Raw genomic sequence first — 23,148 nt, 5'->3', positions numbered from 1 at the left:
AAAAAATATGGAAAAAGATTTCAATCATCAACGAAAATTAGTATATGATCGATATGTGCGGTATTTGTTTATCGCTTGTGCGGCATTGATGACCATAATAATTTTTTCCATTATATTTTTTGTCGGTAAGCAGGGGCTGATGACGTTTCAGGACGTCAGCCCTGCTGAATTTTTTTTCACCGATAAATGGAACCCCGGTATGCATAAATATGGGGCTTTAAGTTTTATATTGGGATCTGTAGCCGTGACATTGCTGGCGATAATTATAGGTACTCCCATAGGCCTTTTGGGTGCCGTGTTTATGTCCAAAATAGCACCAAAAAAACTTCGTGATCTGATGCGTCCGGCAGTGGATCTTTATGTGGCTATTCCTTCTGTGGTATATGGTTATATAGGTTTAACTGTCATGATACCGTTCATACGGATCGTATTTAACGTAAGTATGGGATATGGTATTTTTGTCACATCGCTCATACTGTCCATAATGATTCTGCCGACGATAATCAGTATCAGTGAAGATGCGCTCAATGGTGTACCTAAACCTCTTGAGGAAGCATCACTGGCATTGGGTGCCACATATTGGCAGACCTTATACAAAGTCATTATACCGTCGGCTGCACCGGGGATATTGACCGCCATAGTTTTGGCAATGGCAAGAGCTGTTGGGGAAACGATGGCGGTGCAAATGGTCATAGGCAACACACCGCTGCTGCCTACATCTTTATTTTCACCGACGGCAACGCTGACAAGTGATATAGTCATAGAAATGGGCAATACACCCTTCGGGTCAGCATGGGGGAATGCATTATTCTTAATGGCGCTGGTCCTGCTGGTGGTATCGCTGCTGATGATACTGCTCATAAAACGAATAGGCGCCCGGAGGTATGCATAATGAATGCTAAACTTGTGAACAAAATAGCCATATGTATTTTATGGTTTACCGGTTTTTTTATTTTGCTTCTGCTGTGTGTATTTCTTGGTTATATTTTGTATAAGGGTCTTCCGGTGCTTTCCTTTGATTTTATTTTTAATAAATCAAGTGATATCACTGCAGGCGGAGGAGTCGGCGGGCAATTATTCAATTCGTTTTATCTGTTGTTTTTATCGCTCGGAATATCTGTACCGATCGCACTCGGCGCTGGAATATATCTGGCAGAATATGCAAAAGATAATATTCTCACAAAAATTATCAGACTCAGTATAGAAAGTTTGGCAACTGTGCCGTCTATCGTTCTGGGGTTGTTTGGTATGATCATATTTGTAAATATGATGGGATTGGGATTCAGCATATTAAGCGGTACACTCACGTTAGTTCTTTTGAATCTGCCTCTTTTAGTGCGAGTTACAGAAGAATCTATTAAATTGGTGCCTAAGTCATATAGAGAAGCAAGCCTGGCAATGGGAGCAACTAAATGGCAGACTATTTACAAGGTCGTTTTACCGTCGTCGCTGGCCGGGATAATAACGGGAATTATCCTGACGGCAGGTCGTGCTTTGGGTGAAACAGCCATTTTGATTTTTACTGCAGGCACGACGGTATCAAGACATATGTTTGATACTGATGTCACGGCAGCAGGAGAAACTCTGGCTGTGCATATGTGGTATCTGATGTCAGTGGGTTTGGTTCCGGATAGAGAGCTTATTGCTGACGGGATAGGTGCGCTGCTCATAATAGTCATTTTGCTTTTTAATTTGATATTGACTATTCCGCTTAGGATCATCCAGAAGCGTATGGGGATCATAAGTAAATAGAGTACAAAAAGACTGCCAATGAAATTTTTTCTTCATTGGCAGTCTTTTTATTTTTGGAATAATCGCTATTTAGCTCTAGCTCTTTTTATCCGGTACAGAAATATTATATATTGTTAAAATTTTTGAAGCATTGTCCTTGTAATATTTTCCAATTCTTCCTTGGCAGGAATATTTTTTATACTCATTTTATCCAGACAAATGGTAAAACCGGAACTTTTCAGTTCATCCTCAACCTGACCTATACTTTGCCCACCCCAGCCATAAGAACCAAAAGCAAAGGCAAGTCTGTTATGTTCTTTTGGCGACAGCCCTTTCAGGTAGCAGAGAAAAGCCGCAACTGTAGGCATCATATTATTATTCAGAGTGGGTGAACCGACAGCCAGATATTTTTTTGTGAGAACTTCAGTAACTATATCTGATATATGACTTTCCTTTAAGTCGTACATGCAGACAGGAATATTTCTGCACGAAAATGCATCAGTAATTGTCCGGGCCATGGTTTCGGTAGAATGCCACATGCTGTCATAAACTACTACAGCTTCTTCATTGGTTTCCCCTTCTGCCCATTTGCTGTAATTGTCTATGATTTCCTGTATATGTTTTCTCCAGATTATTCCATGACCCGTGGCTATCATTTCAACACTCAAATCTTTTAAGGCAGAAAGAGCGATTTTGGCCTGACGCCCATACAACATCAATATGTTGGCATAATATTTTTTCGCTTCATACATAAGTACACCAAAATCCACCTGATCGTCAAAACGTTCAGTAGCGGCAAAGTGCTGACCAAAACCGTCGTTGGAAAAAAGTATTTTCTCTTCCGGGCAGTAGGTGAACATGCTGTCAGGCCAGTGAAGCATAGGAACAGGAATAAAATTTAAAGTCCTTGAGCCGATATTTAAGGAGTCACCGGCCTTTACGCCTTTGTAATTCAGATCGCCATAGAATTTGGGAATATTTTTTAAGCCGTTTGGAATGCATGTGAAAATTTGTGCATAGGGGCATTTTTCCATTATCGCAGGAATAGATCCTGAATGATCCTGTTCAAGATGGTTGCAAATAATATAATCAATCTTTGATGGGTCGATTACAGAAGATATACGTTCTAAGATTTCATCCTTAAAGCTTATTTTTGCCGTATCAATGAGTGTAATTTTCTCATCAATGATCAAATAAGCATTATAAGAAGATCCTCTGCCTGTCCGATATCCATGAAAATTGCGCAAGTTCCAATCAATAACACCAACCCAATAGATTCCTTTTTTTATCTCAACTGCCTGCATAATAGTCCCTGCCTTTCTAAAAATAATCTACCATTATTATATCACTGGTAAAAAATAGACACAATTAATATTAACCGTATTTGTGCAGACACAGAAATAATATTTATGTGTCTGTATGCTCTATGAAATAACGGAAAACAGTTATAATATGGCTTATAGATCGTATACATCGGGTATGCTTCTGAAAAGCTCCATTTCCTTTGCGGTCACGGTTACTTTGTCTTCATCGTTATCTTCAGTGATCTGTGCGAGTACATTGCTCCAATTTTCATTTATCGTATGTCCCATTATTGCCTTGCCGTTATCATCAAGGTGCAGTCCGTCAAGAGCAAATTCTGTAGGCAGAATTTCCGGTGGGACAGGGAATTCTGCAGCGGTATCAATATGAACACGTGTACGGATATAATTGTTTACTTTGTTAAATTCATACGGCCAGTTTGATGATGTGCTTTCCGTAAAAATTTTATTTATATTATGCGGGTTTATCGTAGGCAATGTCAGCAATATAGGCTGAATGTCATTTTCCTGACATTTCTGCTGAAGGATTTTCAGGCCGATTATTATTTTATCGGCGGAAACACCGGCACGCAGGCTGTTGCTCGCTCCCATAATGATCAAATATCTGGGGGCAAAAGGGAGAACATCTTTATCAAAACGATTTACCATCATTTCTATAGTGTCGCCGCTTTCCGACAAATTTATTGAGGGAAAATTAAGATAGGAAGAATAGCTGAATTCAAAATCAGCGGGGCTGTAAGAAAGATGTCCGCCGCCGTGGCTTATGCTGTCACCAAAAATGCCTACCTGATAATCAGCGGAGGGTTCATTACTGAATCGTTCTGCATTTGAATATACTCCTATCGGCCGGCCATCGCTGTCAATACCGCGAACCCGCCAATAATAGGTACCTATACGCGAATGAGGATCGTAATACTCGCAGGAAAAGTCTATAGTGCTGGAAAAGATGCGATACATTGAAGGCTCTGTTCCATTAGGATTTTCCGGGGGAGCCGATAAGACCTCTACTTCAAATTTAACAGCACCTGCGTTGGGAATCCATTGATAAACAGGATATAAAAGAACGGACCCGTTGCCATGATTATAATTGGTGTTGGTAACCGGTGAATTGATTTCTGACGGATGACCGTCAGTATAAAGCAATTCCAATGCCGAAAAATTTGTCACAGGCTTGTTGTCAAAATCCATTGCCCGTACCCGCCAATATAGGTTTTTATGACAGCCTTCCGTGATTTCCGCGATTGGAAGATTGAAGGCATTTACAAATACCTGGTTTGTAAAATAGATATGTTCTGCCGAAACAGAATTTGTACTTAATCTATCAGGAATTTTATCAAAAACTTCAAGCTCATAGTAAACAGCCTCGGTGTTTTCGTTCCAGCGCAGCAGCGGGGCTGCTGAAGCAGGGTTTTCTTCAGTGTAATGTGTAGTTATTTCAAGAGCGGGATAAAGCTGCTTATAACTGTACGCATCTCCCGATAAAATAAAGATATTGATCAAAACTATGAGGATAATAGTATATTTCACAGGGCATTTCCTTTCCAATACGGACTGCCTAATATGAACGGATGATATATTCGGCTGTCCGTACCGGATATATCAGAGAAGAGCATATTTTTTAATAGCGGCAGCCACACCATGTTCATTATTATTCAAAGTTTGATATTTGGCGGCTTTTTTTGCATCAGTGATAGCATTTTCCATAGATACCGAATAACCGGCATATTTCAGCATAGAGATATCATTGCTTCCGTCGCCTATAGCCATAACTTCATCTGCAGTGATGCTCAGAGTGCTGGCAAGCATGTGCACTGCGTTTCCTTTAGTCGCGGTCAGACTGTTGAATTCGAGGTTGGCATCAGAAGAACCTGTCATTTCTGCCGGCAGACCCTTGCATCTTTCACGAATGGCTTCAAAATTTTCTGCATTATTATAAAAGATATTCATTTTATAAATCAATTTTTGCCATTCAGGCCGGAAAAGAGCTTTTAAATTTTCCAGTGGTGTACGAGTATCGAGGACGAGCTGTACAAAATGATCCGGCACATATTTTGCAGCATGATCGTAGCAGGATTGGGAGGTATAAATCTGATTGTTTGTATATACCTCAAGCATTACAGGATACTCGCGGACTATTCTGTAAATAGTGTTGGCAGCTGAAAATGTCAGCGGATCGGATAATATAATTTTATCCAGCTTTTTGTCATAAATTTTGCAGCCGTTGCCGTTTATGAAATAACGCAGTTCGGGGAGAAGAGCCATGATCGGTGCTAATTCAGTGTTGCTGCGTCCTGTGCAGACAGTTACCGTTATGCCTCTTTTAAGAGCTTCATTTATTGCCGCACGATTTTGGTCAGATATTGTCTGTTCATCATTGAGCGTGGTACCGTCCATATCCAGAGCAATCAACTTTACTGCCATTAATATTAATCCTTTCACAAATAAATATAAATATATGTAATATTCTACAATAAAACGGATTGATTAGCAATAATGGTGAATTCTTCCCTCTGCTCTAATGGTCTATACGGTATAAATGAATAAGCTTGTAATAAAATTGAAAATAGCAAAATTTTTTGTTATACTAAAAACCATATGCAGCATAGGCAAAGCATTGTTTTTAGTAAATAATTTATGGAGACGTAAAAGTGGAACCCCAAAAAGTAAAATATAAAAGAAGCTATAAGCGTATTATTATAATAGGTATGATATTTTTAGTTTTTGCTGCTACAGCAATGGCCTACAGTTTTTCGAAAAATGCGTCACAGAAACAAGGCGAAAAAGCTTTTTCTTCTGAGGATAAATATACAATCATGGTAATGGGGATTGATAGCCGTGCTGATGATGTTGGCAGAAGCGATACCATGATGATATTCAATGTGGATACGAAAAATGACAATGTCTCTGTAATGTCGATACCGCGTGATACCAGAGTGCAAATAAAAGGATATAAATATGATAAGATCAACCATGCTTATGCTTACGGCGGCCACGAGCTCAGCAGGGATGCCGTGCAGAATCTGCTTGGCGTGCCGATTGACTACTATGTGCTTATAGATATAAAATCATTTGAAAATATCATTGATGCCATAGGCGGCGTGGATATCGATGTGGAAAAAAGAATGTATTATAATGACCCGTGGGATGATAATGGCGGTCTTCATATAGATCTTTATCCTGGGATGCAGCATATGGACGGCAAAAAAGCAATAGAATATGTTCGGTTTCGAGACGGGGAAGGTGATATCGGCAGAATTACCAGACAGCAGCATTTCATAAAGGCTGTTCTGGAAAAGATATTGACTCCGTCCATACTGCCCAAATTACCTGAAATAATAAAGGAAGTGAGCGCGACAGTAAAAACAGATATGTCTTTTGCCTATATGCTCAAATTTGCCGGTATGCTTCCGGGAATGAAGGACAGACAGATAAATTCATCCATGCTCCCGGGAAAACCTGCCTATATAGATGATATCAGCTATTGGCTTCCTGATATAAAAGTATTGCGGCAGAATATAGCAGAGACACTGGCATTGAATGTGACAGAGCAGATGCAGCGGAATGCAGATGAAACTGCTGCGGAATATGAAAAATCCCTGCCTAAAGGGCTGAAAGTATTGAATGAGGATTTAAATAAAAAAAGTGATGAAAACAGTGCAGATAATGCCGATTCGGCTGAAAAAAAGACAATACCGGTAAAACCGCAGGATATCACTGTTATGGTGATTAATTCAAGTGGTATAAACGGAGCAGGTGCAGCAGCGGCAGATACATTGATGCGTAAAGGATTTAAGATATCAAGCGTAGAAACGGGACGTACATCTTCTAATGAAAACACGAAAATAATGACAAATGATGATGCTGTCAGTCTTTTTTACGGTATGCCCTTTCCCTGTGTTATAATGACGGGCAGCGGGACAAAACAGGCTGTACTGACCATTGGCAGAGATTTTAGGAAATAGCTTCAGGATAAAAGATGCACGGATTGACTGCCAGATAAATATATAATTGGGATGTGGAGAATTGAGCTTGCTGCGTGTTGAAAATATTGCAAAATCATATGGAATAAGAGCATTATTCAGTGGTGTTTCTTTTGATATAGACAGAGAAAACAAAATTGGTCTTATAGGTGCTAACGGTGCGGGAAAAACGACATTGATGAACTGTATTATGGATAGAGAAGAATACGACAGCGGCAAGGTAAAGATAGATACGGCAGACAGGATTGGCTATGTTGAGCAGCAGGCTGTATTTACAGGCAGTACGCTGCATGAGGAGCTGCTCACTGCATTTGCTGATCTGCTGGAGCTGGCGGATAGAAAAAAATCTTTAGAAGAAGCAGCAGCACAAAGCGGGTCACAAAAAAAGACAGATGATATAATGCACGAGTATGCAAAGGTTTCTGAGGAATTTGAACGCCTTGGCGGCTATGAATATGAAAATAAAATTCGCCGTATAGCTTTTGGACTTGGTTTCGGTGAAATTGATTTTTTAAAATCACCGCAGGATTTTTCCGGCGGACAGAAGACTCGTATATGTCTTGCTAAAGCTCTTTTACGCGAACCGGATTTTCTTTTTCTTGATGAACCGACAAATCATTTGGATGTTGGGATGATAGAGTGGCTGGAAGAGTTTCTGCGTAATTATAAAGGCGGTATATTGATGATATCACATGACCGTTTTTTTCTTGACAGAGTGACTACGTCCATAATCGAATTGATTGATCAAAAAATAGATATTTACGACGGAAATTATACAAAGGCCATGAGGGTGAGAACAGACCGGCGTGCCGCTTTGGAATCTGCTTTCGTTAAACAACAGGATCATATAAAAAAAACGGAAGAATATATCCGTAAATATAAAGCCGGTATAAAATCAAAACAAGCGCGCGGCAGAGAAAAACAGCTGAAAAGACTGGAAAGGATCATTCTTCCTCCTGATCCTGCCGGATTTAATTATTTTCTTTTTAATCCGCCAATGGAATGTGCTCAGAAAGTACTGGAAATAGAAGAACTTTCTTTTTCCTTTGGAGCGTCAGTTATTTGTGAAAATTTGACAATGACGGTGCGCAAGGGTGACGGCATCGCGCTTGTCGGTCCGAATGGTGCTGGTAAGACGACACTGCTCAAATTAATAGTCGGTGAACTTGAAGCTGGCAGCGGAAGAATAAAAATTGGCAGCCGTGTTAAAATAGGATATTTTTCGCAGCATCATGAGGAGCTCAACGGTCAAAATACAGTATTGGCGGAAATTACATATAATTATGGAATTGCCGATGAACAGGCACGAAATTATTTAGGGGCATTTTTATTCAGTGGTGACAATGTTTATAAAATAGTGGCAGAATTGTCCGGCGGGGAAAAATCACGCTTGGCATTATTAAAACTGATGATGGACGGGGCTAATTTTATAATATTGGATGAACCGACAAATCATCTGGATATACCTGCCAGAGAGGCAGTAGAAAATGCATTGATGACCTTTCCGGGGACCTTCCTTGTCATTTCTCATGATAGGTATTTTTTGGATAAAGTTACAAATTGTACTTATGAAATGGAAAACGGAAAGCTGAATCAATATGATGGTAATTACAGTTATTATCGTCAGAAAAAATTACTGGAAAATCCACCCGAGAAAGAAAAACAGCTTCCGGTGAAAAAAGAACACCAGCATGTTATAAAAGAAAAAAGCCTGCCGGCAAAGAATAAAAAAACTGTTATTTTCAACGAAGACAGAAAAGAGCAGCTCATGAAAAAATGTGAGGCGGAAATTGCTATGCTCGAAGCCGAACTCAAATTGCTGGAACATGATATGAATGATCCGTCCTTTCAGCAGGATCCGCAGAAAAGTGAAGAAATAGCAAAAACTTATGCCGGTAAACAAGAGGAAATAGATAAAAAGTATGAGGAATGGGATAAGCTCATGCAATAAAGATTGCAGTACGGGCAGGTAAAATTTATGGAAAAAATTGAGGGCAGCATACAGGCGGTCATATTCGCCAGTACGGACAGCAGTTTCAGTGTATTTCGTCTGAAGCCGGAACAGCAGAATGCTTTAATTACGGTTACCTGCAATTTTCCGGCACCTTTGGTCGGGCAAAATGTATGTGTGGAAGGGAAATGGATAGTTCATCCTAGATTCGGACAGCAATTTAAGGCGGATAAGATGGAAACTACGGCGCCTGACAGTGCTGATGGAATAGAAAGATTTTTAGCTTCAGGTGCTTTGGCAGGTATAGGACCGGCTATGGCTAAACGTATTGTCAGCAAATTTGGCAAGGACACATTGCAGATCATAGAAAAAGAATCCGGCAGGCTTTGTGAAGTAAGCGGCATAGGCAAGAAAACGGCACAAAAAATCTTTCAGGCATATAATGAGCAGGGAGAGCTGCGTGATGTAATGATATGGCTGGAAACACACGGGCTTTCTTCCACTTATGCCGGGCGCATATTTCAGGAATACGGATCATTTTCCGTTGAAATAATGGAAAATGATCCGTATCGTCTTGCCCATGATATAGAAGGTATTGGTTTCCTGACGGCAGATCAGGTAGCCGCGCAGATGGGAGTGGAAAAAAATGCCGACAGCAGGATAGAAGCAGGGATAGATTTTGCCCTTTTGCAGACAGCTGCCAGCGGTCATTGCTGCGTACCTGAGGAAATCGTCATTAATAAGACGGCAAGGCTTTTGAATATAGACAGAGAAAGTATTTATGCAAAGCTGAAAAAAGAAATTGAAAATGACAGGCTTTATACTGAATATGTGGGCGGCGAACAGCTGATCTATCCGCCGTATCTTTATTTTGCGGAAAAACAGACAGCCAGAAAAATTTTGGAATTGAATAACAATGCAGAACCTCTTCCTTTGGAAAATGCGGCTAAAATGACAGCTGAGTGGGAAAAGAGCAGCAATATAAATCTGGCTCAAAAACAAAGAGAAGCTATAGAGGCTGTGTTAAAAAATGGGGTCTTTGTACTGACAGGAGGACCGGGGACAGGCAAGACAACAATTATTCAGGGGATACTTTTTGTTTTGCAGCACTTTGGTTTGAAAGTGCTGCTTGGCGCACCGACAGGACGGGCAGCTAAACGTTTGACAGAAGCCACCGGGCAGAGCGCCGGTACGATTCATCGTCTCCTTGAAGCCACAGGTATAAGGTCTGATGCGGATTCTGCTTTTGGCAGGGACAGTGATGAACCCCTTGAGGCAGATGCGATAATCATTGATGAAGTATCAATGGTCGATATAGTACTCATGCAGCATTTTCTCAATGCCGTTCCCAGCGGCTGCCGCGTCGTCCTTGTAGGGGATGTCGATCAGCTTCCGGCAGTCGGACCGGGGGCTGTGCTCAAAGATATACTGCGCTCCGGTGCCGTTTCTTCCTTGAAACTTGATGAAGTTTTTCGACAGGCACAAGAGAGTATGATCATTCATAATGCACACGCAATAAATGCGGGCAGAATGCCGGACTGCAGTTCAAACAGCGATTTTTCATTTCTGGAAATAGACAATGATGAAGAAGCGGCTGACAGAATAGTCGCTCTGTGCAGAAAAGAGCTGGTTACTGCGGGATTTGATCCGCTGGCGGATGTACAGGTTCTCTCTCCCATGCATCGGCTTGCATGCGGTGTCAGCAATTTGAATAAATTACTTCAGGAAGCACTCAATTGCGCCAAAACGGAAAAAAAAGAATATAAGACAGCTGCCCAGACCTTTCGTGTCGGCGATAAGGTAATGCAGATAAAGAATAATTATGAAAAAAATATTTTCAACGGCGATATAGGCTTCGTGCAAGAAATATCACCTCAGAAGATAACGGTCAATTTCGGGGAAAATAATGTTGATTATCAGCCGGCTGAAGTAAATCAACTGATGCTTGCTTATGCCATGAGTGTTCACAAAAGCCAGGGAAGCGAATACAAAGTTGTTGTCCTGCCGCTGACAACGGGACATTTTATTATGCTGCAGCGCAATCTTTTGTATACAGCGGTTACCAGAGCAAAGGAAAAAGTAATATTGCTTGGCTCCAAAAAAGCCCTATACACAGCAATTCAAAATAATCGCACACAAAAAAGATATACACTGCTGGCAGAACGTTTGACACAAGGGATCAGCTGATGACGAGGCAGAAATAATATGCATATATTTGATTTGTTTATGGAATTTCTTTATCCGCCGCGCTGTCCGTCATGCCGCAGCTATGTGAAACACGAAGGCGACTGGTGTCTGCCATGTATGCAAAAGGCAGTGCAGGTACATCCGGTGGCACTGCCGCCGGATTCTGTTCTTGAAAAAGTCTGGGCATTGGGAAGATATCACGGGACAATGCGCAGGCTGATAATAAATCTGAAATATAATGGTAAAATGAGCGCATTGCGCAGCATACATAAATATATAACAGCAGCCACAATATCTCTGCGGCTGCCTGCATGTGAATATATAACAGTTTGTGTCCCCCTGCATAAAAAAAGGATGGAGCAGAGAGGCTTTAATCAAACTGAACTTATATTTAAAAAATGGATTGCCGAAAACAGCAAAGATTTTGTCGATTGTCTTGAACGGACATATTTTACGCAGCGACAGTATAAATTAAGCAGAACGGAAAGATTCCAGAATATGCAAAATACTTTTTCTCTGAAAACAAATTTTAATGCCGCCGGAAAAGTTTTTTTACTGCTTGATGATATTTATACTACAGGCGCAACAATGGAATCGTGCGCCCGCCATTTGCGTTCCAAAGGGGCTGCTGCGGTGTACGGACTTGTTCTTGCCAGTGATGCCTGAATATTATTGAAATAACTGCTTTTGTACGGAAGCGGGTTAGTGCTGTGGTTAAAATATTGATTGTTAAATTTTATTGTCTAAGTTATAATAATAGCAATAATGGTTGATAGAAGGAGGAAAAGACCATGGCTAATAAAATGAAAAATTGTCCTGAATGCGGAAAAATATTCATTGATACGGGAGCCGGCATGTGCAATGACTGTCTGCGCAAGGAAGAGCAGAATGAAATTGTTGTTTGCAGTTATTTGCGTGATAATCCGGGCAGTACAATAAAACAAATATATGAAGATACGGGCATAAAGGAAAGAACCATAATGCGTATGCTGCGTGCCGGCAGATTTATAGGCAAGGGAGATATCAGCTATCCGTGTGAACGGTGCGGTACTATGATAAAGGAAGGGCGTTATTGTCACAAATGTTCGCAGGAGCTGCAGGCTGATGTGAAACGGATGAGTGACGCTATAAACCAGAAAAAACAAGCAGTTAAAAAGGATAAGGGCGTTTTGAAAAGCCGCGGTATGTACCTTAAATAAAATAAGAACCTGTTCAAGAGCATGAAAATCGCAGTAAACGACAGAATTGTTTAGAAAAAGCGTTGTATTCCTTAAAAAATGTGCCTTAATTAAAATAGAGAAATTGCCGATATTACTTTATAAGAAAGTATCGGCAATTTTTTTTAAGGGGGGGATATATGATGATTTCAAACAGCAATCATATACATTCTATTACAAATGTGTATATGAATAGTATAGATAAGTCGGTTGTGAAAAATGATGCAGCAGGTGAAACAAGCAATGCCGGCGATGAGATCTTGTTATCCAGTGAGAGTCAGGAATTTTCTTCATATTTGAATAAACTCAGAGACATGCCGGAGGTCAGGACAGGTATAGTCGATAATTACCGTGATCTTATAAACAATAATAAATACCGTATAAATACGGATGAACTTTCAGAAAAAATTTTAAATGGCAGTTTACTCTGATAGACTGAATTCATTGAAGGGAGTCTGCTATGTGGCAAAATCTGATAGATACTATAATTGAACTCATGGAGATGTATAATTGTCTTTTTATTCTTAATGAAAAAAAACGCAAAGCCGTTTTAGACATAGATATGAGTGCTTTGAATAAAATAGTGGAAACTGAACAAGAATTGACAGGTTCAGTAATAAAGGCAGAGCAAAAACGGCAAAAGATTTTAAAACAAATGGCTGCTGAAAATTCAGGAATAAATGAGAATTCAAATGCAAAGACACTTTTGGCATTTTGTCCGCAGACGTATAAGGAAAGCTTTTCAAAAGCAAATAACGATCTCTCGGCAAATGTGGAAAAAGTTTCTTCTATAAACGAGACAAACAGACTTCTGCTGCAGGGGGCGCTTACAGCTGTCAATATGAATATAAATTCGCTTGCAGGAATAAAAGCCGATCCGGGATATGAAAAAAGTGGAAATCAGAACTTTTCTTCCCAAAAGAAAAAATTTGATTTCCAAGCCTGAGGTACAATATGAATGATATGATAGATCAATTTGAAGAACAGCTTGGTAGTTATAAAAAACTGAAAAAATGTGTTGAACGACAGCAAGATTTTCTTATGAATCTTGAAGATGACAAGTTTCAAAAAGAAGCGTACAGCATGGAATCCCTGATGAATGAAATAAAAAGCAGGGAACGTACTATTCAAAAAAAACTTGGAGAAAATAAGGCTGACGAAAAAATAAAAAGATTGCTGAACCAGGTGAAGCTGGCAGCCGCGGATATTCAAAAGATCAACGAATCCAACGGTGTTCTCTTAAAAAACAGGATGGATTTTATAAGGTTTAATATAAACGTGGCGACTCAGGCTACAGCAGGGGCAGCTTATCAGCCGAATGCCGAAGACACAGCGGGCAGTACGCGAAAGATAAAGATGTTTGATCAAAGTATATAACAAAGGATGATGAGCAGTGAGATCAACATTTTCAGGATTAAATACAGTAACCAGCGGCATTCAGGCGCATCAGCTTGCTCTTGATACCGTAGGGCAGAATTTGAGCAATGACAGCACAGAAGGATATTCGCGTCAAAGCGTCAACCTGGTGGCGACAAAAGCGCTGGATCAAAATACATTGTATGGAACCAGCTATGTGGGAACAGGAGTCGATGCTGCATCAATAACGAGAGCACGGGATATTTTTGCGGATAAAAATTTCTGGCGTGAAAATTCTACGAAATCATATTATGAACAACGCCAGAATAATTACACAACATTGGAACAAATTTTTAATGACTCGCAAATAAATAGTGAAGACGTCGGACTGAAAAGTTCGATAAGTGATTTCTGGACTTCGTGGCAAAAGCTGTCCACTGCGGCAAGCGACAATGATACACGTATAAATGCGCGTGATATGGCGGTGACAATGTCTGATAAAATAAAGGACATGGCATCTAAGGTGCAGGCACAGATTACTTCCAATTATGGGCAGCTGCAGGCTGATGTGACAGACGTAAATAAAATTACGACTCAGATATTGGCATTGAATAAAAATATAACTCAGCTTGAAGCTAACGGCGGGATGGCTAACGATCTGCGAGACCAAAGAGATAAATTGGTCGATGATTTGTCAAAATATGTGAAGACAGATGTTACTATTCAAAGTGACGGTTCATATTCTATTACCAGCAATGGCAGTACTCTGGTTGACGGCAAAGGAAAATTAACACTGGGACTTCAGGCACAGAATAATTCTGAATACGGAGTGACTGATTATAATTTGATTTTCCAGGAAACCGGTACGATCTATGATCCGGCGGACGGACAGATGAAAGCCACTCAGGATAGCGTTGCGGAAGATAAAACTTATATTGATAAACTTGCTGATTATTCTGCCTTCTTTCTTACGACATTCAACGCACAGCATAAAGAAGGATATGGTATAGATGGTGCGAATGGTGGCAACGGCTCAACTGATATTAATTTTTTTGGCGATACGGCAAATAATTATACATGGGTCGACGATAAAAGCAGTCCGGCAGAAGGTTATGAGAAAGCTTACGTTGAAAAGACTAGCACTGCCGGAACAGAACAACTGCGCGGTATAGATCTTATTAATGAATTATCTGTCAACAGTAAGATTACCGCCAGCGGCGGCACAGATTATATAGCGGCAAAGGGTGCAAATAAATACACAAAAACGGATTCTTATACTGATAGTAATGGAAAAACTGTTAAGACAGGGGATTATATTGATGCTGACGGAAATTTACTGGCTTATGCCGATCGTATACCAGCTAAAGATGGAACAGCCAATGAGGCTGATGGTTCTAATGCGGTGACACTCAGCACGCTGTTTAATACGTCCATTAATAACGCCGGGGTCAATGACACTGTTAAAAACGCTGCGGGGATGGCACTTGATGCCAGTGGTAATCCCACAAAACAAAGCTCAACCGGCAATTTGTCATTGAATGATTATTACACTGACGCCATGGCTGTTTTGGGTACGGCATCCAGTACTACGGATGATAATGTGACTAAAATGACGTCCGTGGTGACACAGGTCGATAATTCAAGGCAGGCGGTGTCAGGTGTAAACTGGAATGAAGAGCTGACTAATATGATAAAATTTCAGCAGGGATATTCAGCCTGTGCCAGGGTGCTCACGACTATGGATGAAATGCTCGACAAACTGATAAATAGCACAGGAACCGTAGGAAGGTGATGATTAGATGCGTGTAAGCAGTACAATGATGCTTCAAAATTATATGAATTCAGTTAATGGCAATTATGAACAACAGGCAAAACTCACAGAACAGAACTCGACACAGCAGCGGCTGAACAGGCCATCAGACGATGCTGTGGGATACGCACGATATCTGTCATATACGAATGATGATGTTGAAAATCAGCAGTATATGGAGAATGCCCAAAATGGTGTGTCATGGATGAAGGCCAGCGATAATGCGCTGACAAATATAAAGGCACAATTTGATACTTTTGTAGAGCAGGTAAATCAGGCGGCCAACGGAACAAATGACGGCACGACTGATAATCCGGCTACGGCCAGTCAGCTGCTTGCTATCCTGCAGGAAACGATCAGTCAGGGAAATCAGGATCTTGGTGACAGGTATCTTTTTTCCGGTCAGAAGGATAAGACACAGCCCTTCACGATTTCAGATACAAAAGTAGAAAGAGGTCTGGCAAAAACTCTTGATGAAAACCAGTCAAACTTTTTTGGCAAGACAGTCAGTATAGACGGGGTAAATACCAATGTGAAGGGCGGTACTCAGGTCGGCACTTTGAATCAGATGCTCAGCCTGAAGGGCAGTGACGGCGGTGAATATTATCTTGATCCCAGCACAGGGTATATCTTTTCTCAGGATTTTGTGCAGAACGGTTATAAAGATAAAATAAATGCAGGACAGACCAGCGTTACGGCAGCTGACGCGGTAGGAAGAATTACGATACCGGCAGTGCCGCCGAACACGACAGCCCCCAAATTGGCTGATCTGCCGGCAAACGCGAGTGATAGTACATTTATCCCTACTTCATATACTGATGAAACGGCTTACAAGAAATTGGCAGCAGATGTGCGCAGTAATTTTACAAGCCAGTATTTTGACAGCAGCAATAATGGTGCAGTTAAGGGTAGTACTGCTATAACAGAGTCCAATAGTTCCAGTCTTACCTTTTCTTTTAATACAATAAATCAGTATGTGGTCTCCTATGCAGGAGACGATAATAAAATATCAATGGTCAAACTCAGCGGCGGTACGGATGAAACCCGTGACAGCGTCAATCTTACGGGCAGTGATATTTTCGGAGACAGTGATATTTTTGGAGCGTCACACGGGACAGCTACGCTGAATAATATGCTGACAGTCGTGGCGGAAATGGACGGCGGCAACCAGAAATGGCTCTCAAGTGATGGTATTACATTAGCAAACAATGCCGTGACTACGCTGCAAAAGGCACAGACCTCTCTTGCCTCCAGACAGCTTGCCTATTCAAATGCCATTGATACGATGCAAAATCAAAATGTGGTGATCAAGGATAATATAAATAATGTAAATGGTGTAAACACGGCAGAGATAATGACAAAGCTGCTTACGGCACAGACCATATATAATATTTCTATTTCAATGGGGAAAAATGTTCTGCCGAAATCAATAGCTGACTATTTAAGCTGATGCTTTCTGAACTTTAAGGACAGGAGAGTGTGATGCACGGATGCTGCAATTAAACATACGAACTACAAATTTTATTTTGGGTATGAAGACTGATCCGGGTAAAGTGGACCCTAATATGCCTGAGCCGACCAGCAAAGGTGAATATAAAGCACTGAAAAATAATTTGAAAGTCACGCCGGTAAGTGTAAAAATAGATTCGACAGCTTCAAGAGAAGCAGTCGGTTTATATACGGTAGCGGCGTTAGGCAGAAAATTGGCATCACGCGGACAGACTGAACTAAGCGAGGGCATCGCCAGGCGAATGCGGGAAGGGCGTGAGGTCCGTAATAATGGCCCTGTCACAAACGCCATCGCTGACATAAGCCGCAGCAATATGATGCCCAAACAAAAAGGCTTGACTGTGAAATCGATGCCGGCACCTCAAATCACAGTTACGCCTTCCCGGATAGAAGGAAGTATCGATCCCGGCAGTTCAAAAATTGTTATTACTCCGGGACAATATAAATTACAATATCTTCCGGCGAAGGTTGATATATCGGTAAAACAATACGCATCTGTAAGGATGTGGACCACACAAAGCAGCTATGATGCTTATGCATAACAGGAGGTTCTTAATTGAAAAATATAAACACTACAAGATTTGGTACTATTGATATTGATGAAAATAAGATAATAAATTTTTTAGAAGGCATACCTGCTTTTGAAACGGAACATGAATTTGTGATAGTTCCTTATAGTAATGATACTCCTTTTTTATTTTTGCAGTCCGTGAAAACACCAAGTTTAGCGTTTTTGATGGTAGATCCTTTTTCTTTCTTTGGCGATTATGAGTTTACAATAGATGATGATGTATTGGATAAACTGAAAATAGAAAAGCAGGAAGACATTCTCACCTTTTCTTTTTTGACCGTGCATGATGGAGATGTGAAAAAAACTACGGCGAATTTATTGGCCCCTATCATTATAAATCAAAATAATTGTCAGGGTATACAGCTGATATTGGAAAATACCGGGTATACAACACGTCATAAACTGGCTGACGATGAGAAGAAGACGGGGGATGATGAATAATGTTAGTTTTAACACGCCGCCCGGGTCAATATATAACAATAGGTGATGATATTGTCATCCACATCTCGGATGTTCAAGGAGCTAATGTTCGTATGGCTATAGATGCACCAAAGAACATAAAAATATATCGTGGTGAAATATATGAGGCCATATTGGAAGAAAACAAAAAATCAGCGGCTCAGACACCGGATGCTGATTTATCAAAATTGATCAAGGAATAGTGATCATTGTAATCAGATTTGGAAGTTGGTCTGGATGACATTTTCTATGGAGGGAATGAATTATGATTGATAATGTGGTGAATATTGGTTCAGGTAATATGAATACTGCGGGAGTTGAGGTGCCTCATGGCAGCGATGCCGGCAGTACATTCGCAGTGACAGGCAGTCAGAATGCTTTATCGGGTAAAAATCAAGTGACGAATCTGCTTGATACAACTATTGATGATATGAAAAAAGATGATAAAAAAATTTTTTCTGCTGATGATGTCAAAAAAATGACTGATAAACTAAACGACAATATGAATGATATGAATCTTCAGCTGAAATTTATCTGGTATAAAGAGCTGGATAGGCTTGGCGTAAAAATGGTTGATATAAATACACAAAAAACAATCAAGTCATTTCCTCCGGAGGATGTCATGAAAACATTAATGAAAACAAAAGAATGGGTTGGTAAATTTCTTGATGAGAATGCATAAATTATAAGGAGGTAGTAACATGGGAGTAAATGGGATATATGGGCTTTCTTCCGGTCTTGACGTCGATTCACTGGTGACGCAGGCTATGTCTGCAAAACAAAAGCAATACGATTCAATGTATAAAAAAGAAAAATCCGCCGAATGGACAAAAGACGCTTATAATGACTGGTATAAGAAGTTAAGTGATTTTCAGAATAATACACTTTATAAATATGCATTATCAGGCAGTACTCAGCCAAAAACTGCGGCAACCTCAAACAGCAGTGTGGTGACGGCAACCGCGAGCGGCAATGCAGCCGCTATTTCGCATCAGGTGACCGTTACCAGCATGTCTTCAAATGCGTATTTGAAATCTACAGCCGCGATAACAAGACCTACGGGTGTCGATTCCGGCAGTATAAAATTATCCGATATTCTTGGCATAACGGATATTAACCTTGCGGCTGCGGATGGGACCACAAGTACAACTGATAAGCTGACCTATAAAGTAAATGGTACGCCATATGAGCTTGACGGCACTGCCATGGATGAAACTGCACTCAGTTTCACTATCAGGGATGGCGGCACAACAAAAAATGCGGATACCGGTATAGAAACTAAAAATACCTACACAATTTCCTTCAGTTATCGTGATCTTGCAGAAGGAACACTTAATGATTTGGCGGCCAAGATAAATAATTCGGGTACAAATGTAAATGCTCAGTACGATACTGCTAATGATTCATTCAGTATTTATAATAAAACCGGCGGAGAAAGCAATCTGATTGATATGACAGTCGACAGTATAGCTCTTCCTGCTGATCTTAATAATAAGGGTGTCAATAATAGTAATGCGAATACCAGAAATCTGTTAGGCGCATTGCAATTGGGTCAATATAATTCGACAACAGATTCGCTGGGGAGCTCTATCGCTGGTACGGCATTTATCGACACACCTGAAAATCCGGCCGATGTAAATACAGCATACAGCACCAATGCATATAAAGGCATAAACGGCAGTGTCAAAATAGACGGAAAAACATATACTACCAGCAGTAATCAGATGACTGTCGACGGCGTCACCTATAATCTAGTATCGCAGAGTCCCAGCACAACTGCTGAGGGAGTTACCACGTATACGAGTTCTACGGTATCGGTTAATTCCGATATAGATACGATCATCAAAAATATGAAACAATTTGTGGATGACTATAATACATTGCTGGGCAGCATTAAGACGGCTGTGAACACAGAGCCGGATGATAATTATGCGCCTTTGACGGATGACGAAAAGAAAGCCATGAGCGATGATCAGGTAACGGCGTGGGAAAAAAAGGCAAAACAAGGTCTTTTATATAAGGACAGTACACTTACAGATCTCATAAGCAGTATGCGTTCTGCCGTTAATCAGCCTGTATCGGGCATAGGCGGTCAATATAACAGTCTGGCAAATCTGGGTATATCTATTTCAGCAGATTGGACTGATGATAACAGCGGGGTGCTCAGTCTTGACGAAGACAAGCTGAGGAAGGCTCTGTCCGCAGATCCCGATGCAGCTTACAAAGTATTGAATAATCCGGCTTCTGACAAAAATGACAGCAGCACATTTGGTGTTGTTAAACGACTTAATACGGCTATGACATCAGCCATCGGTACAGGCAGCATCGAAACTGCCACCGGATTGCGGGGAATGGCAGGTGTTACTGATTCGGGCAACTACGCTGATCAAAGTTATTGGGGAAAAAAGATAACTGACTGGAAAAATAAGATGTCTGATTTTCAGGATGCAATGGATAAGTATCAAGACAGCCTGTACAGCCAGTTTGATGCCATGGAAACAGCAATTCAAAATCTTAATTCGCAGTACAGTTTCGTTTCCAGTTACCTTGGCAGCTGACAAGAAGTATGTTAGAATAATAGCATATTTTAGATGTGCTATATTTTATCTGAAAAGGGCCAGTCTTAGATTTTTCATTTTGAAGGGAGCATTCATTAATGCAAAATGCGTCCTATACGGCGGATGCGTATAAAAAGCAGCAGATATTGACTGCCAGCCCGGAGATGCTGACACTTATGCTCTACAATGGCGCTATAAAATTCATAAATGAAGGAATAAAGTCTATAAATGAGCAAAACTGCATTAAATCTAATACATCTTTGCTCAAAGCACAGGATATAATGATAGAATTTATGGCTACACTCAATATGGATTATGAAATAGCAGGTCAGCTGTATCCTTTATACAATTATATTTATCGTATTTTGATAGAAGGAAATATGAAAAATAATATAGAGAAGTTGGAAGAGGCGAAAACTCTGCTGATAGAGCTTCGCGACACATGGCATCAGGCGATGAAAATAGCCGGACAGGAAAAGATGGACGGCGGTGCAGCCAATGACTGATTATCTATGCAGTATAAGCTGTACTTTTATTAAAATTAAGGAATAAGAGTATGGGCAACGATGATCAGCGGGCAGCAGCCCTGTGGAAAAAGTTTTCTGTTCTTACAGAGGAAATGTATCGTTTTATCAAAAAAAATGATATTGACACGTTTTTCGAGCTTTTACGGCAAAGAATCGAGATTCAGGATCAAATAGAAAAGTTGGATAATCACACGTATCACAAGACTGTTGAGGGAAGTGCGGTTATTGCTGCTATCAATCCGTTGAATTCAAAAATACACTCAATGGCCCAGTCGTGGCTTATACGTACAAGAAATAGAAATAATATGGTCCATTCATACGATAGTTCCGATATGATGCCATTAGGTTTTATGTTTAATCGAAAAATGTAAAAAAAATAAAAAAACTATTAAGTTTTTTTATATATTACCGATAATAATAATAGAATCGGAAATCAGTTGTTCTGAGCGATCGGCAGTGCAGCTGGTTTTTAGATAAAACCGTTGAGGATGTAACGGTATAAAAACAATTTAAATCATGGAGGAATTTTCTTATGGGATTAGTAGTAAAAAATAATATGTCAGCTATCAATACGCTGAATATAATGGGTAAAAACAGCAGTGCTTTGTCAAAGAGTCTGCAAAAAGTATCTTCTGGTATGAAGATCAACAGCGCTGCTGATAATCCGGCAGGTTATGCTATTTCTGAACGTATGCGTACTCAGATCCGTTCCTTGGATCAGGATAATCAGAATGCCAAAAACGGTCAGAACATGCTGAAGACAGCAGAAGGTTCTGTTTCTTCCACAGTTGATATTTTAAAAACATTAAAGGAAAAAGTCCTTGATGCCGCTAATGATACCAACACCACTTTTGACCGCAATACCATTCAGGATTATATGAATCAGGCTATAGATCAGATCAACGACAATGCCAATGCTTCCTATAACGGCAAGCTCCTCGTTGATGGTTCTATGAACAAACAGACTACAGGCGCTACTGTAACATACAGTAATGAAAGCCTTGATAAGACAACTACTTTTACTTCTGGATTAACAGGTTTAAAAGACCGTAATGGTAATTCTTTAAATATTTTAGAAAAAGATACTGTTTCTATTTCTTATGTTGTCAACGGCAAAACGATGACAACCAGCTTCTCGGTCGGCAGCAGCAGTCTTGAAGATGTATTTAAAAGTGTTACCAGTGCGACTGGCTATGGTGATTTTGCTAAGGGCGTATCTTTCGGTAATTCCTACGCTGCTAGTACGATCGGCACAACTGCTGAAAATCTCATGATGCATACCGCTGACGGTACGTCCGTATTGTCAATTTCTTCAAGCAGCATGGGGGTTGGCGGTAATATTGCCGGTTTCACCATCAGCATAACCGGTACAGACGGCAATGTTAAAAAATCTGTAAACTCCAAGCTTGACTCATGGAGCGAACAGATCAGCGCACAGGATAAATCAAATGATAATGCTGTAACTATGCAGATCGGCACAAAAGCTAATCAGTCTATCCGTGTCGGACTCAGTGACATGCGTGCACAGGCTCTTGGTCTGCAGGGCGTATCCACTGACGGCAGTGTCCAGAATCTTGATATCACTACTCGTGCTAATGCTAATGCGTCTATCAATGTACTTGATAATGCAGTGCAGAAAGCTCTCAAAGAACAGACAAAAATAGGTTCTGTTGAAAGCCGTTTGGATTACACGCAGGATAACTTGACGACACAGAGCGAAAATGTTCAGGCTTCTGAATCCACTATTCGCGATGCTGACATGGCAAAAGAAATGACCGAATACACCAAGAACAATGTTCTTATGCAGGCTTCACAGGCTATGCTCGCACAGGCTAATCAGAGCAGCCAGAATATATTGCAGTTACTGCAATAATAGTTGCACAGATATTTGGTTATCTGGCTTCGTTAAGGCGGATGTAATTACATCCGCCTTAATTTTATATCTAAGTCTAAAAATATTTTTAGACTTA

The 23,148-nt window shown here is 40.5% G+C and carries 23 protein-coding genes; 20 read left to right on the top strand and 3 right to left on the bottom strand.

Going from position 1 to position 23,148, the window contains the following annotated elements; all coding sequences use genetic code 11:
• Positions 1–7 precede the first annotated feature (7 nt).
• Both pstC and pstA read left to right on the top strand, forming a co-directional pair.
• Complete coding sequence (gene pstC, locus I6758_RS08885) at positions 8–892, top strand: phosphate ABC transporter permease subunit PstC (RefSeq protein ID WP_196604877.1); 885 nt, start codon at positions 8–10, stop codon at positions 890–892.
• Positions 892–1,752, top strand: coding sequence for a phosphate ABC transporter permease PstA (gene pstA, locus I6758_RS08880; RefSeq protein ID WP_196604876.1), 861 nt, complete (start codon positions 892–894; stop codon positions 1,750–1,752). Before pstC ends, pstA begins: the two co-directional genes overlap by 1 nt.
• A 113-nt stretch (positions 1,753–1,865) precedes the next feature.
• Here the strand turns inward: pstA and I6758_RS08875 are convergent, their stop codons facing one another.
• From I6758_RS08875 to I6758_RS08865, 3 genes are all read right to left on the bottom strand, one after another.
• Positions 1,866–3,035 carry an FprA family A-type flavoprotein gene (locus I6758_RS08875; RefSeq protein ID WP_196604875.1) on the bottom strand — a complete coding sequence of 390 codons (1,170 nt, stop codon included), beginning with the start codon at positions 3,033–3,035 and terminating at the stop codon, positions 1,866–1,868.
• Positions 3,036–3,188: 153 nt separating this feature from the next.
• On the bottom strand, positions 3,189–4,580 hold the full coding sequence (locus tag I6758_RS08870; RefSeq protein ID WP_196604874.1) for an SGNH/GDSL hydrolase family protein: 1,392 nt from the start codon (positions 4,578–4,580) through the stop codon (positions 3,189–3,191).
• A gap of 72 nt (positions 4,581–4,652) precedes the next feature.
• Positions 4,653–5,474 carry a Cof-type HAD-IIB family hydrolase gene (locus I6758_RS08865; protein WP_196604873.1) on the bottom strand — a complete coding sequence of 274 codons (822 nt, stop codon included), beginning with the start codon at positions 5,472–5,474 and terminating at the stop codon, positions 4,653–4,655.
• Between the two features lie 227 nt (positions 5,475–5,701).
• On the opposite strand from I6758_RS08865, the gene I6758_RS08860 reads away from it, so the two are divergent.
• From I6758_RS08860 to I6758_RS08775, 18 genes are all read left to right on the top strand, one after another.
• A complete protein-coding gene (locus I6758_RS08860; protein WP_330998041.1) occupies positions 5,702–7,015 on the top strand; it encodes an LCP family protein in 1,314 nt (437 codons plus the stop codon).
• 61 nt (positions 7,016–7,076) lie between these two features.
• On the top strand, positions 7,077–8,984 hold the full coding sequence (locus I6758_RS08855; protein ID WP_196604872.1) for an ABC-F family ATP-binding cassette domain-containing protein: 1,908 nt from the start codon (positions 7,077–7,079) through the stop codon (positions 8,982–8,984).
• A 27-nt stretch (positions 8,985–9,011) separates the two neighbouring features.
• A complete protein-coding gene (gene recD2 / locus I6758_RS08850; protein WP_196604871.1) occupies positions 9,012–11,171 on the top strand; it encodes an SF1B family DNA helicase RecD2 in 2,160 nt (719 codons plus the stop codon).
• An 18-nt stretch (positions 11,172–11,189) separates the two neighbouring features.
• Positions 11,190–11,837 carry a ComF family protein gene (locus tag I6758_RS08845; protein WP_196604870.1) on the top strand — a complete coding sequence of 216 codons (648 nt, stop codon included), beginning with the start codon at positions 11,190–11,192 and terminating at the stop codon, positions 11,835–11,837.
• A 125-nt stretch (positions 11,838–11,962) separates the two neighbouring features.
• The gene (locus I6758_RS08840) at positions 11,963–12,370 is read left to right on the top strand and encodes a flagellar protein (protein WP_196604869.1); all 408 of its coding nucleotides are present in this window, start codon (positions 11,963–11,965) and stop codon (positions 12,368–12,370) included.
• Between the two features lie 158 nt (positions 12,371–12,528).
• On the top strand, positions 12,529–12,819 hold the full coding sequence (locus I6758_RS08835; RefSeq protein WP_196604867.1) for a flagellar biosynthesis anti-sigma factor FlgM: 291 nt from the start codon (positions 12,529–12,531) through the stop codon (positions 12,817–12,819).
• Between the two features lie 29 nt (positions 12,820–12,848).
• Positions 12,849–13,334 carry a flagellar protein FlgN gene (locus I6758_RS08830; RefSeq protein WP_196604866.1) on the top strand — a complete coding sequence of 162 codons (486 nt, stop codon included), beginning with the start codon at positions 12,849–12,851 and terminating at the stop codon, positions 13,332–13,334.
• 8 nt (positions 13,335–13,342) lie between these two features.
• Positions 13,343–13,765, top strand: coding sequence for a flagellar export chaperone FlgN (gene flgN, locus I6758_RS08825; protein WP_196604864.1), 423 nt, complete (start codon positions 13,343–13,345; stop codon positions 13,763–13,765).
• A gap of 16 nt (positions 13,766–13,781) precedes the next feature.
• Entirely contained in the window at positions 13,782–15,536 is a 1,755-nt protein-coding gene (flgK, locus tag I6758_RS15150; protein WP_196604863.1) for a flagellar hook-associated protein FlgK, read from the top strand.
• A 7-nt stretch (positions 15,537–15,543) separates the two neighbouring features.
• The gene (locus I6758_RS08815; RefSeq protein WP_196604861.1) at positions 15,544–17,004 is read left to right on the top strand and encodes a flagellin; all 1,461 of its coding nucleotides are present in this window, start codon (positions 15,544–15,546) and stop codon (positions 17,002–17,004) included.
• Between the two features lie 40 nt (positions 17,005–17,044).
• Positions 17,045–17,605 carry a DUF6470 family protein gene (locus I6758_RS08810; RefSeq protein WP_196604860.1) on the top strand — a complete coding sequence of 187 codons (561 nt, stop codon included), beginning with the start codon at positions 17,045–17,047 and terminating at the stop codon, positions 17,603–17,605.
• Between the two features lie 14 nt (positions 17,606–17,619).
• Positions 17,620–18,075, top strand: coding sequence for a flagellar assembly protein FliW (fliW, locus tag I6758_RS08805; RefSeq protein ID WP_196604858.1), 456 nt, complete (start codon positions 17,620–17,622; stop codon positions 18,073–18,075).
• The gene (gene csrA, locus I6758_RS08800; RefSeq protein ID WP_196604856.1) at positions 18,075–18,296 is read left to right on the top strand and encodes a carbon storage regulator CsrA; all 222 of its coding nucleotides are present in this window, start codon (positions 18,075–18,077) and stop codon (positions 18,294–18,296) included. Before fliW ends, csrA begins: the two co-directional genes overlap by 1 nt.
• 62 nt (positions 18,297–18,358) lie before the next feature.
• Positions 18,359–18,775, top strand: a complete 417-nt coding sequence (locus I6758_RS08795) for a flagellar protein FlaG (protein WP_196604855.1) — start codon at positions 18,359–18,361, stop codon at positions 18,773–18,775.
• A 19-nt stretch (positions 18,776–18,794) separates the two neighbouring features.
• On the top strand, positions 18,795–20,651 hold the full coding sequence (gene fliD / locus I6758_RS08790; RefSeq protein WP_196604853.1) for a flagellar filament capping protein FliD: 1,857 nt from the start codon (positions 18,795–18,797) through the stop codon (positions 20,649–20,651).
• Between the two features lie 98 nt (positions 20,652–20,749).
• On the top strand, positions 20,750–21,157 hold the full coding sequence (fliS, locus tag I6758_RS08785) for a flagellar export chaperone FliS (RefSeq protein WP_196604851.1): 408 nt from the start codon (positions 20,750–20,752) through the stop codon (positions 21,155–21,157).
• A 50-nt stretch (positions 21,158–21,207) separates the two neighbouring features.
• Positions 21,208–21,549: a flagellar protein FliT gene (locus I6758_RS08780; protein ID WP_196604849.1), complete on the top strand. Its 342-nt coding sequence runs from the start codon at positions 21,208–21,210 to the stop codon at positions 21,547–21,549.
• A gap of 161 nt (positions 21,550–21,710) precedes the next feature.
• Complete coding sequence (locus I6758_RS08775) at positions 21,711–23,051, top strand: flagellin N-terminal helical domain-containing protein (protein ID WP_196604848.1); 1,341 nt, start codon at positions 21,711–21,713, stop codon at positions 23,049–23,051.
• Positions 23,052–23,148 lie beyond the last annotated feature (97 nt).

This window comes from Pectinatus haikarae, from assembly GCF_015732185.1.
In the GTDB taxonomy this organism is placed as follows: domain Bacteria; phylum Bacillota; class Negativicutes; order Selenomonadales; family Selenomonadaceae; genus Pectinatus; species Pectinatus haikarae.
Note: the sequence above shows the minus strand (reverse complement) of the source record. Positions and strands in the feature narration are given on the sequence as shown.

Excerpts from the sequence above, each read along its gene's own strand:
- I6758_RS08865 (WP_196604873.1), bottom strand. The coding sequence starts at position 5,474 with ATGGCAGTAAAGTTGATTGCTCTGGATATGGACGGTACCACGCTCAAT.
- I6758_RS08795 (WP_196604855.1), top strand. The coding sequence starts at position 18,359 with ATGATTGATAATGTGGTGAATATTGGTTCAGGTAATATGAATACTGCG.
- pstA (WP_196604876.1), top strand. The coding sequence starts at position 892 with ATGAATGCTAAACTTGTGAACAAAATAGCCATATGTATTTTATGGTTT.
- recD2 (WP_196604871.1), top strand. The coding sequence starts at position 9,012 with ATGGAAAAAATTGAGGGCAGCATACAGGCGGTCATATTCGCCAGTACG.
- I6758_RS08810 (WP_196604860.1), top strand. The coding sequence starts at position 17,045 with ATGCTGCAATTAAACATACGAACTACAAATTTTATTTTGGGTATGAAG.
- fliD (WP_196604853.1), top strand. The coding sequence starts at position 18,795 with ATGGGAGTAAATGGGATATATGGGCTTTCTTCCGGTCTTGACGTCGAT.
- pstC (WP_196604877.1), top strand. The coding sequence starts at position 8 with ATGGAAAAAGATTTCAATCATCAACGAAAATTAGTATATGATCGATAT.
- I6758_RS08815 (WP_196604861.1), top strand. The coding sequence starts at position 15,544 with ATGCGTGTAAGCAGTACAATGATGCTTCAAAATTATATGAATTCAGTT.
- I6758_RS08775 (WP_196604848.1), top strand. The coding sequence starts at position 21,711 with ATGGGATTAGTAGTAAAAAATAATATGTCAGCTATCAATACGCTGAAT.
- csrA (WP_196604856.1), top strand. The coding sequence starts at position 18,075 with ATGTTAGTTTTAACACGCCGCCCGGGTCAATATATAACAATAGGTGAT.
- fliS (WP_196604851.1), top strand. The coding sequence starts at position 20,750 with ATGCAAAATGCGTCCTATACGGCGGATGCGTATAAAAAGCAGCAGATA.
- I6758_RS08780 (WP_196604849.1), top strand. The coding sequence starts at position 21,208 with ATGGGCAACGATGATCAGCGGGCAGCAGCCCTGTGGAAAAAGTTTTCT.
- I6758_RS08840 (WP_196604869.1), top strand. The coding sequence starts at position 11,963 with ATGGCTAATAAAATGAAAAATTGTCCTGAATGCGGAAAAATATTCATT.
- I6758_RS08830 (WP_196604866.1), top strand. The coding sequence starts at position 12,849 with ATGTGGCAAAATCTGATAGATACTATAATTGAACTCATGGAGATGTAT.
- I6758_RS08875 (WP_196604875.1), bottom strand. The coding sequence starts at position 3,035 with ATGCAGGCAGTTGAGATAAAAAAAGGAATCTATTGGGTTGGTGTTATT.
- flgN (WP_196604864.1), top strand. The coding sequence starts at position 13,343 with ATGAATGATATGATAGATCAATTTGAAGAACAGCTTGGTAGTTATAAA.
- I6758_RS08845 (WP_196604870.1), top strand. The coding sequence starts at position 11,190 with ATGCATATATTTGATTTGTTTATGGAATTTCTTTATCCGCCGCGCTGT.
- I6758_RS08835 (WP_196604867.1), top strand. The coding sequence starts at position 12,529 with ATGATGATTTCAAACAGCAATCATATACATTCTATTACAAATGTGTAT.